Raw genomic sequence first — 9,637 nt, 5'->3', positions numbered from 1 at the left:
GCCAAAACGGGCGCCCGTCGTCGATACGATCGGCGTCCGGCCGCGCGGCGCCCATGTCGTCCCCGCATGGGCATCCGACCGCACCCCCGCTTCATCGCCAAACCAGATTTCCGCCTTGAGACGCTTGGCTTCCCGGCGAATCGCCGGAAAATCCTCTTTCAACCACTTCTCCACGAGGAGGGGATTTTGCTGATAGGCCCGCCACAAAGGACGTTGCGCCGTCAAGCCCAGTTGGTTCAGCAAACGGCAGACCGAAGCCCGGCTCAGACTGATGTTCCATCTCCTCCGGATCAACTCTCGAACCATTTTGCTTGTCCACAATGCAAATTCAAATTTATACTGGCGCGGATCTCCCAAAGTGACGACTTCATAAATCCAAGCCAAAATATCGCCGCTGAGTTTGGACTTTCGGCCGCCCCGTTTTTTTGCGTCCAGTTGATCCCAACCTCCCTGTCTGTAGCGAGCCAGCCAGCCGTAAATCGTGGCTCGGCTGATCCCCAAGGCCCGAACGACAACTTCGGGAGATTCTCCCTTCTGAACCGCGGTGACACCGCGCTTCCTCAGGTCGGTCAATTGCGTATGGGTCAGTCGTCTGGCATCTGTTGTTTTCATGCTTCATAGGATACCACATTTCTACGACAATGTCAATACTATTATGAGAAGGTTAATAAATCTCCTTTGATCCGAAGATTTAGAGATGATTCTTCTTTTTTTATTTTCCTTCATAAAGTGATCAACGTCAATGCGAGCGGAAAAAAGAACACCTGACCATGGTTTTCGATAAGGGCTGCAACTCGCCGGAGAACATCGCGCGGATCGATGCCAACCCCTGGATGTCGTTCATTGGGACGCAATCGACCTATCATCATCCCGACCTGTGCCAAGTTCCCTTGACCGAGTACAAGGAGATGGAGGGTGAAAATGAGCCGGGAGGAGACATGCTCCGAATGAATCAAATTGATCAGATCAAGGAACTTCAACGACAAGGGTTGGGGCCGCAGGAGATCGCCGGCCGGCTCCGGTAATCAGCGCAATCGGACGGTTTGACATCTTTTTCCTCTTTTTATTTCACCCAGGGGTTAAGCAGTTTCACACCGCTTTGTTCCATATCGGCGACATTTCGGGTGACAACCGTCAAATCATAGGCCATCCCCGTCGCGGCGATCAGGGAGTCGATGGCCGGCATCGGATTTCCACTTTTCTCGGCGAGACACTGAATCTTGCCCCATAATATTGATACGCGCATATCGATACTTATGATTCGGTTTTGAAACCTGTTTTTTAATTCTTCCTCAATCCAAATCCGCAATTTTTCCTTTTTTTTCGATTCAGGCAATTTTTCGACGCCTTTGTGCAATTCCCCAAAGGTAAGAACGGAAATATAAAAACTTGATTCATTTTCACCCAAAACCCAATCGACAACTTTTTCGTCAGGTTTTGATTTTGCGAGTTCCGATATCAAACAGGTGTCAAGAAGATAATTCATAATTCGATATCTCTGCCGGAGCTTTTATCCCGTTCAATGCTAACTGAAGTTTTTGATAAGGGAGACGTCTGAATGAATTGAAACAGGTTGGATTTGGGTTTAATGATTTTTTTATACTCCTCCACGGAAAGAACCACGATGGATTCCTTTCCGTGTTTGGTAACGAATTGAGGACCTTCTTGCCGAGCCTTTTCAACAAGTTTGCTGAATTTATTTTTTGCTTCCTGCAATTGCCATCGATGTCCCATGAAAACCTCCTTAAATCTTTTTCTGTCTAGTCTGTCTAGATTATAATGGCTTTGATGGAAGTTGTCAATGTCGCCTATTGCCGGCGGCGGACAGCGCGCTTATCGCGCCGCCGAATCAAACCCATTCCGGCCGGCGGGTCTCCGCGAACCGTGCCGGGATCCAGCACTCGGCTGTCGATTGCCGACCGCGCGTCCGTCACGCCGAGGCGAGTTCGCAGCAGAAGCGTTCGATCTCGTCCTCGGTGTTGTAATAGTGGACGGAGGCGCGCGCCAGGGCCTGGACGCGCAGGCGGATGTTCCCGATTCCGACGGCCAGGGCATAATCGACCGTCGCGGCCAGCCCGACGCGCCCGGCCACGTAGCTCTCCCAGTTCTCGAATCTTCGGGCATCGATCATCTTCTCCATCGCCTCCAGGGACAATTGCCCGGTCTCGTCGTCGGGCACGACCTCGACGACGACGCCGCACCGCCGCCCCCGATGCAGAAAGGCCAGGTAATTGCTGACATACTCGGCGCGGGAGGTCAGGATCACGTCCCCTTGCCGCAGCGGGACGGAGTAGAAGAGCATGTCCCAGGGCCAGGTGCCGGGTGACGGCCCGATAGACGGGTTCATCTTTTCGCAGCCCGGAGTTTCGGCCCTCAGCTTTTCACATGAGCGAATGTAAACAACGGGCGGAGAGTTGTCAAGAATACGAGAATGCGGCGCGCCTCACCCCGATCGCCCGGTCGCCCGAAAAGTCCGCTGCACCGTCATGTTGGCCGGGAATCTTCGCGCAATGTCGCGACCGGCGCTTGACCGGGACAGTGACAGGCACAGCCGCCTCAGTTGCCGGACCCGAAGGAGCCGCCGCCCTACGGCTTCCGCGCTCATGTCAAGTTTCATCACTTATGCTCCTGAGGTGCTCAATGTCATCTTGATCCTTTCCGCTTCTGCGAAAAGACTTCAGCAGGATGAGACCTTCCGGAGATACGACCTTGAGAGTCCCTCCTTCCCACTCCACTTCACAACGAGTCTCCCATGCCTTCGCGGTATCGGGAGTCACCAGCAGAAAGTCGAGGACCAGCTCTTCCCCTGTCTCCGGATCGATCTTGACCAACCGGTAGATCCGGATCTTTCCTTCATGAAACTCCATCGGCGCGGCACTCAAGGTGAATCCCAAGGGCTCAACAGCGCGCTTGGCGCTGAACAAAGCATCGATCGGGATCAGCAGATCGATGTCCAGAGTGGCACGCGGCAATCCGTAGACGGCCATCGCCAATCCGCCGCATAGCGCATATTCGATGCCCTCGCGGTCGAACGTTCCTATCACAGCCTTCAGTTCATCAAGGATATCCATGGGTTTCCGTTTTCCCCATCAGCATGATTATGAAGTATCATCCGCATCCCAACTTGTCAAGCCGGCGGCATCCCGTGCGACCATGACCTTGAAGCATGCGTCGCAGGTCTTCCTTATGTCCCACATCATACCATACCCCCCCCAAGTTCCTGTTCCTGACCGACCGGGCACAGCTCGATCATTCGCTGGAGCAGGCCCGCAGCAAGACGGCCAAAAGCTTCATCAAGCTCGGAATCGCAGGAGGAAGGCTCGTGCCCTGCAACCGCCGGCAGCCGGCCCGCATGACCCCGGCCGAAGCCGAAGCCGCCGCCCGCAAAAGGGAAGAGGACGCCCGGAGAACGATGGAGAAGATCCTCAGGGATCAACAGTAGGCGCTTCGTCGTCCAACCGCGCGTCCGTCACGCCGAGGCGAGCTCGCGGCGGAACCATTCGATTTCCCTCTCGTTATCCCGCCGTACTCCTTACGCCGGCGGTAATCGGACTGCTCCGAGATCGCCTCTTTCATCCCACTTTTTCAATAAGCAATATGCCGGGAATTCCAAGCGCTTAAAGTCATCGTGGAATTCATCGAGTCCCTGAGCGTTCGCGGAATCCTGTCCAGCTTGGACGATCATCCGGAGGAAATACAGAAAACCTGGGCAAAAACCCATCTCAGGAAAGATGCCGTATTTTCATCAATAGTTCTTTTGGATAAGGTACCGGGCCAGCACCGGATAGCCCTCGTCATTGAAGTCTTTGACATACAGCTTGTTGTTCGCGATGGTGATCTTTCCCTTCTGAAACAAGGATGTCTCAAAGGCCATTTTGACGGAGATCCGGGCCGCATTTCTTCCTTCGGAATCGTAGACATCGAGAAAAGTCTTTCCGCTGTCGGTCTCGATTTCAAATGTTTTCACAAAAAACCCGCTCTGCTCATCCGGACAAATCACATCCAGGGGAGGGAGGTGCTCGGAAAAGTTGATTCTATCTCGGAATCGGGCCGGCATCATTTCTAGGATGCGCGATTTGTAGGCATCGTCGATTTTTCGAAGGGTGTAGGTGTTGATGATCTTTTTAATGAGCTTGCCGTCGGGATCGACAATGGTGAATTCATAATGGGGAGGAGAGGTCCAGATCACGTGATCATCGGGAAATAAAGCATACCTCAAACCGACATCTGGATATTTATAGGGACCAGAAGAAGCAAGGGATGCCAAAACAGACATGTCAGCGCCGGGGCCCGCGAATTTGCATAATTCTCTTGTTGTAACAGAACCCTGAGGGCTTGTTTTCAATGCATAGATCTGCCCTCTGCCGTCGTGATGGATGTCTCCATAAAATATCCCTAACCCCATGGCTTTGAGATCTTTAATATGACGGCCTTGGCTATCGAAATACATGGATTTCATTTCATCATGCAAAACAACCTCAAGGGAAGAGTTAATCTGAATCCCGTCGATGATCTGGAATTCCCCGGGGCCTTGACCTCTTCGTCCGAACAACCCGACGAAACGGCCGGACTTGTCGAATATTTTCACTTGACCAGCTTTGCCATCATAAATATAAGCGTTTTCCGAAGGATCAACGGCGAATGCCGAGATTCCACCCAACATCTCATTCTCATCCCCCTCGGAAACACCGAACTCCATTTCATAGATAAGCCTGACGGCTTCCGGACCGTACATGGGCTCTTTGGGATTCACCACGATCTGAACTCCGTTCTCGATTCGTGTGGCACCTTTCCATTCGCCCGCTTGACTGTCTTCTTTTTCAGAACATGATATGACCGCCATCATCATGCCGAGCAGGAGGCCGGCAGGCCTCAGGGAATGGACGCTTCTCATATCACCCCTCCATGACACGGACATTCATTCCGTATTGTTGAAGATGTCATCCGGGATGTCAAGAGCTATCGGCGGAAATCCCGCCGAGATAAAACCGATCTTTAGACAAGCCTCATGGGCTGACGGCTCACATGACTAACTGAAGATGATCAGCTACGAAGAAAACCGTTTCCTGCCCATATCGACCTTCATCGATCCGGCAAAATCTTAACACTGCGAGGCTCTTCATTCCGTCTCAAACAGCAAGCGAGGTAAGCCTGATTGTTTGACGATTCCCAGCAAAGTGCCGCTCAAAAGTTCATTGTGGTCGGGTACCGGCACCGTGATGGTGGTATTCCCTTCACGCTTTTGCATGATGATGTGGCTGCCCTTCTGACGGACTTTTTCAAATCCATGTTGGGCCATGATTTTGCATACCTCTCTGCCGGAGAGAACTCGCAACTTGGGCATGGTTTATCTCGTCGCGTGTTTGACTCGGACAGTCGGCATCATCGGCATGATGGGCATGACGTAGGTTTCTTTCTTGAGCCTCCGTCGAATCTCAGATGGTGAAGCTGCTGCAAAGAATCCCTCAACGGCTTCAACCAGATTCAGTCGTGCTTCTTCAACCGTTTTGCCTTGGCTCACGACGCCCAGTTCCTGACATGTCGCGACATAGCCCTTGGCCTCTCGCTCAATCACAGCGGTAAGTTGCAACACCTTGCTCATGCGCGACTCCTTTTCCCGCGACCTCAGTTTACCAAAGTATCCGCTTCAATCATTGATGCGAGAACGGTCTTATTAAAGTGTATCAGCATTGCTCACGGTTGTCGAGGGGGGGGAACTGCCCCCGGTTTTCTGCACCGGGGGGTTGATAGAGTTGGCGCGCTTGACCTGCCCCCCATGTCAATCCAAGTGCCTGTCGAGCACCGGTTCGCTGACAAGCCGGTCTGCAGCGCCGCGCGTCCGTCACGCCGAGGCGAGTTCGCGGCAGAAGCGTTCGATCTCGTCCTCAGTGTTGTAATAGTGGACGGAGGCGCGCACCAGCTCCTTGAGACCGCGCGGCTCCATATCCAGAAGCGCCGAGTTTGATTTGACGACGGAGACGTTCATCCTCCGGGCGTTCAGCCGCCGCCGGATCGCATTCGCCGATTCGCCGTTCTTGACGAAGGTCACGATGCCGCTCTTTTCGACGCCCAGGTCGCAGACGGCAACGCCGGGGATCTCCGCCAGCCGTTCGCGGAGCGAGCGCGCCAGGGCCTTGACCCGCCGGCAAATGTTCCCGATCCCGACCGCCATGGCGTAGTCGACCGCCGCCGCCAGCCCAACGCGCCCGGCCACGTAGCTCTCCCAGTTCTCGAATCTTCGGGCGTCCTTCCGGATTTCGTAGCTTCCGCCGTCGATCCACGTTGCGGAATGGAGATCGATGAACGGCGGATCGAGCTTGTCGATGAGCGAGCGGCGGACGTAGAGATAGCCGGTTCCCCGCGGGCCGCGCAGAAACTTGCGTCCCGTTCCCGACAGCATGTCGCAGCCGACGGCCTCGACATCCAGCGGAATCTGCCCGACCGACTGGCAGGCGTCGAGGAGATAGAGGATGCCGTGTTTCCGGGCGATTTTCCCGACATCCGCGGCGGGATTGACCAGCCCGCCCTGGGTCGGGACATGGGTGAGGGCGATGAGCTTCACCCGGGCATCGATCATCTTCTCCATCGCCTCCAGCGACACTTGCCCGGTCTCGTCGTCAGGCACGACCTCGACGACGGCGCCGCACCGCCGCCCCCGATGCAGAAAGGCCAGGTAGTTGCTGACATACTCGGCGCGCGAGGTCAGGATCACGTCCCCTTTCCGCAACGGGACGGAGTAGAAGAGCATGTCCCAGGCCCGGGTGGCGTTCTCGACATAGGCGATCTCCCGGGGATCGCAATGGAGCAGGCCGGCGAAGGAGGTGTAGAAGCCCTCCAGGAGGTCCCGGGCCCGCTCTTCCGCCTCATACCCCCCGATCCGCCGTTCCAGGGCCAGATGCCGAGTGACGGCCCGATAGACGGGTTCAGGAGGAAGGGAGGCCCCGGCATTGTTGAAATGGATGATCTTTTCGCAGCCCGGAGTTTCGGCCCGGACCCGGTCGATATCGATTGTGGACATTCGATCCTCCGCCTTACACATGAGCGAATGTAAGCCGCGGGCGGAGAGTTGTCAAGAATTCGCGGAAGATCCCCTGCGATCAAATATCGCGTCTAGAGTTGAATGCGTTCCCACATCACCGTTGCCCCCCTTTCACCCAAAGATTGCTCAGGACCATTGTCAGGCCTGCCTGAGACAGAAAGAAATGAATTCAGGCGCAATAACATCTTGACGATCCGCCGGATGCGCCAATGCCTCACCGCGGCATCAGCGCGAACACGCCCCAGCCCAGGTATTCACGCGTGTAAGCGGCGTAGCGCTCGGGCTCCGAGGTCAGTTTGGCTCGAACATCTTTCGCGAGCTCGTCGTCGGGATTGGCTTCAAGCCATCGGCGCATGGTGAGCCACTTGGCCGCCTCGTATCTGTCCCAGCTGTCCTGGTCTGCCAAAACCATTTCCACGACATCGTTGCCGAGGCGGCCGAAAGACGCGAGAAGTTCTGGAAGCAGGAGAAAGTCGGAGATTGAGCCGGCAAGACACCCCCTGGCAACATCTTCCGTCGGCGGCAACTGCCGCCAATAGGGCTCGCCGATGAGGATGATCCCTCCGGGGCGGAGGCTTTGCGCCAGAAGCTCGATGGTGCCTGCGACTCCACCGGCGATCCACGTGGCGCCGACACAGGCTGCCACACCGGCCTTTTCGTCAGAGACGTAGCCGGCAGCATCGCCATGGATGAACTTGACTCGATCGGCGACGCCGAGTTCTTCAGCGCGGAGTTTCGCTTGCTCGGTGTACAACCGGCTCATGTCGACGCCGGTGCCGATGACTCCGTAATCGCGTGCCCAGGTGCACAGCATCTCCCCCGAACCGCTGCCGAGGTCGAGCACTCGGGTCCCCGTTTCCAGGCGCAGCGCCGCGCCGAGAGTGGCGAGCTTTTCGGGTGTGAATGGGTTATGGATACGGTGAGCGCTTTCGGTGATGCTGAAGATCCGTGGAATGTCCATAGCAGAAAATCTCCTTACGGGCCGGCAAAAGAATCCCGACTTCGTCAACTAACGATGCATCGAGAAGTCGGCCCTCGCCTGCTTCATCGCCTTGAACCAGGCGGAAGAATCCCTCTGAAACACAAGCACAAGCGCGATGCCTTGAATGACAACTTGAACAAGTTCCAGGATTCCCAATGCCGGGGCATTCGAGACCGCCTGAAGAAAAGGCTTCATCGAAAAGGGAAGGCTCAAGATCATCAAGATATAAAGAACAAGATAGATCATCCGCACCCAGTTTTTCCCCGCGCCGATCATATAAATCAGGAGAAAAGATAGCCCGAACAAAATAAAAAACACGCCGCCGAAAAAAATCCAATTCGGCCAGCGGGCCTCCGCGATATTTACCGGGATCCATGATCGGTCAATCAGGAAACTGATGAAACTCAGACCCAGGGCGGCATACATAAGCCTTACGGCCGTGCCGACATTCGCCGGTCTCGCCGCCGGATCACGATGCGGCATCGGAGATTCGGTCATGACTCCCTCCTTTTTTCATCTGAACATGGCTGTCGATGGCCGACCGCGAGGGATTATCAGGGAAATGACGTCCCTGTGTCAATCCAAGTGACTATCGAGCCCCGGTTCGGTGAAAGCCGGTCCGCCGTGCCGGCCGAAAGATAAAACATCTTTGCCAAGTCTAGTTGATGAGGATAATATGTGTTTTTTAAAGAATATAGTGATTTATTGTTGACTTTCAGTAATATTTATTGCATATTAATTCATATGATGATCTTTAGTGCTTGATTAAACGTTTGATCGCTAAAAGGAGGTGAGTTTATGCAGTTGATGTCAATTGATGACTTGGCACTCTATTTAGGAGATTCAAAAAGAACCATCTATAAGTACATATCTTCGGGAGACGGTCCTCCCTACATAAAGCTGAGCTCGAAGAATATCAAGTTCGATCGAGAAGATGTGGACAGATGGCTTGAAACCAAAAAAGTGAACCCCAAGAAAGGAGAGAAGAAGTGATTGAAGCCATAGGGATTTTTCTAATTGTGGTGGCGTTGGCGGACTTCACTATGAGATTCGCGAGACTCGTTAAACCGCTGCGGAACATGTCCGATAAGCTGACTGAAGAAAGCCAGCGCATCCGATTTGAAATGGCGAAGATTGCTGAAGAAATAGCCGGCATACGGAAGAACCTCCAAAACGATCCCGATGGACCGGCCGGCTCCGGTCATCAGTGCAATCGGACGGTTTGACATCATTTTCCTCTCCCGCCGGTCGGCCGGCCTCCCTGAGCACAAAGAGCGCGTCCGCTTTTTTACAGAAAGACAAATACCGTCAAAGCCGCCCAAACAACCTACATTCCGCACGAAGCCGGGGCTGAATTTCGGCATTTAATACGCCTTCCATTCTATCACTCAGCGATAAGCTGATGCATCCATTTCAAGAAGCTTAAGAAGATCTTTTTGCAGCGGCGAAAGCCGGATGGGAAAGACGACTTGATCCGCAGGGCGTTCGAATTCGTACCAGGCCACATCGCTGAACGTCTCCAGAATGCGGGCCGTCGTGGGGGTCGGCGACCATCGTCCTTCGGGGAGAATCGGCAGCCGGTCGATTCCTCGTCGGGCCATGGACCGGCGGACCGT

16 protein-coding genes are annotated in these 9,637 nt (G+C 54.5%); 4 read left to right on the top strand and 12 right to left on the bottom strand.

What is annotated here, in order from left to right:
• Nucleotides 1–612: IS630 family transposase (locus SCM96_15505; GenBank protein ID MDW7762032.1), on the bottom strand; the 612-nt coding region annotated here is incomplete at its 3' end.
• A gap of 158 nt (nt 613–770) precedes the next feature.
• Between SCM96_15505 and SCM96_15500 the strand changes: the two genes are divergently transcribed.
• Nucleotides 771–1,025, top strand: a complete 255-nt coding sequence (locus tag SCM96_15500) for a hypothetical protein (GenBank protein MDW7762031.1) — start codon at nt 771–773, stop codon at nt 1,023–1,025.
• Nucleotides 1,026–1,063: 38 nt separating this feature from the next.
• Here SCM96_15500 and SCM96_15495 read toward each other — a convergent pair whose 3' ends face one another.
• The 4 genes from SCM96_15495 to SCM96_15480 all read right to left on the bottom strand — a co-directional run bounded on the left by SCM96_15495 (nt 1,064) and on the right by SCM96_15480 (nt 3,071).
• Nucleotides 1,064–1,486 (bottom strand): type II toxin-antitoxin system VapC family toxin, encoded by a 423-nt coding sequence (locus SCM96_15495; protein MDW7762030.1) that lies wholly within the window; start codon nt 1,484–1,486, stop codon nt 1,064–1,066.
• On the bottom strand, nt 1,483–1,734 hold the full coding sequence (locus SCM96_15490; GenBank protein MDW7762029.1) for a type II toxin-antitoxin system Phd/YefM family antitoxin: 252 nt from the start codon (nt 1,732–1,734) through the stop codon (nt 1,483–1,485). Before SCM96_15490 ends, SCM96_15495 begins: the two co-directional genes overlap by 4 nt.
• A gap of 196 nt (nt 1,735–1,930) precedes the next feature.
• Complete coding sequence (locus SCM96_15485) at nt 1,931–2,347, bottom strand: aminotransferase class V-fold PLP-dependent enzyme (protein ID MDW7762028.1); 417 nt, start codon at nt 2,345–2,347, stop codon at nt 1,931–1,933.
• A 259-nt stretch (nt 2,348–2,606) separates the two neighbouring features.
• The gene (locus tag SCM96_15480) at nt 2,607–3,071 is read right to left on the bottom strand and encodes a hypothetical protein (GenBank protein MDW7762027.1); all 465 of its coding nucleotides are present in this window, start codon (nt 3,069–3,071) and stop codon (nt 2,607–2,609) included.
• Between the two features lie 95 nt (nt 3,072–3,166).
• Here SCM96_15480 and SCM96_15475 point away from each other — a divergent pair, with 95 nt between their 5' ends.
• Complete coding sequence (locus SCM96_15475; protein ID MDW7762026.1) at nt 3,167–3,442, top strand: hypothetical protein; 276 nt, start codon at nt 3,167–3,169, stop codon at nt 3,440–3,442.
• A 303-nt stretch (nt 3,443–3,745) separates the two neighbouring features.
• On the opposite strand, the gene SCM96_15470 is transcribed toward SCM96_15475, so the two are convergent.
• From SCM96_15470 to SCM96_15445, 6 genes are all read right to left on the bottom strand, one after another.
• The gene (locus SCM96_15470) at nt 3,746–4,894 is read right to left on the bottom strand and encodes a 6-bladed beta-propeller (GenBank protein MDW7762025.1); all 1,149 of its coding nucleotides are present in this window, start codon (nt 4,892–4,894) and stop codon (nt 3,746–3,748) included.
• Between the two features lie 225 nt (nt 4,895–5,119).
• Nucleotides 5,120–5,344 (bottom strand): type II toxin-antitoxin system HicA family toxin, encoded by a 225-nt coding sequence (locus tag SCM96_15465; GenBank protein ID MDW7762024.1) that lies wholly within the window; start codon nt 5,342–5,344, stop codon nt 5,120–5,122.
• A gap of 3 nt (nt 5,345–5,347) precedes the next feature.
• The gene (locus tag SCM96_15460) at nt 5,348–5,602 is read right to left on the bottom strand and encodes a type II toxin-antitoxin system HicB family antitoxin (GenBank protein ID MDW7762023.1); all 255 of its coding nucleotides are present in this window, start codon (nt 5,600–5,602) and stop codon (nt 5,348–5,350) included.
• Nucleotides 5,603–5,842: 240 nt separating this feature from the next.
• On the bottom strand, nt 5,843–7,018 hold the full coding sequence (locus SCM96_15455) for an aminotransferase class V-fold PLP-dependent enzyme (protein ID MDW7762022.1): 1,176 nt from the start codon (nt 7,016–7,018) through the stop codon (nt 5,843–5,845).
• 235 nt (nt 7,019–7,253) lie between these two features.
• Entirely contained in the window at nt 7,254–8,000 is a 747-nt protein-coding gene (locus SCM96_15450; GenBank protein MDW7762021.1) for a class I SAM-dependent methyltransferase, read from the bottom strand.
• Nucleotides 8,001–8,048: 48 nt separating this feature from the next.
• Entirely contained in the window at nt 8,049–8,519 is a 471-nt protein-coding gene (locus SCM96_15445) for a hypothetical protein (GenBank protein ID MDW7762020.1), read from the bottom strand.
• Nucleotides 8,520–8,819: 300 nt separating this feature from the next.
• On the opposite strand from SCM96_15445, the gene SCM96_15440 reads away from it, so the two are divergent.
• Together SCM96_15440 and SCM96_15435 are read left to right on the top strand one after the other, a co-directional pair.
• Nucleotides 8,820–9,014, top strand: coding sequence for a helix-turn-helix domain-containing protein (locus SCM96_15440; protein ID MDW7762019.1), 195 nt, complete (start codon nt 8,820–8,822; stop codon nt 9,012–9,014).
• Nucleotides 9,011–9,247 (top strand): hypothetical protein, encoded by a 237-nt coding sequence (locus tag SCM96_15435; GenBank protein MDW7762018.1) that lies wholly within the window; start codon nt 9,011–9,013, stop codon nt 9,245–9,247. Before SCM96_15440 ends, SCM96_15435 begins: the two co-directional genes overlap by 4 nt.
• A gap of 162 nt (nt 9,248–9,409) precedes the next feature.
• Here the strand turns inward: SCM96_15435 and SCM96_15430 are convergent.
• The coding region (locus tag SCM96_15430) for a hypothetical protein (GenBank protein MDW7762017.1) at nt 9,410–9,637 on the bottom strand (228 nt) is incomplete at its 5' end.

This window comes from Acidobacteriota bacterium, from assembly GCA_033549365.1.
Taxonomy (GTDB): domain Bacteria; phylum Acidobacteriota; class Aminicenantia; order Aminicenantales; family Saccharicenantaceae; genus JAWSUF01.
Note: the sequence above shows the minus strand (reverse complement) of the source record. Positions and strands in the feature narration are given on the sequence as shown.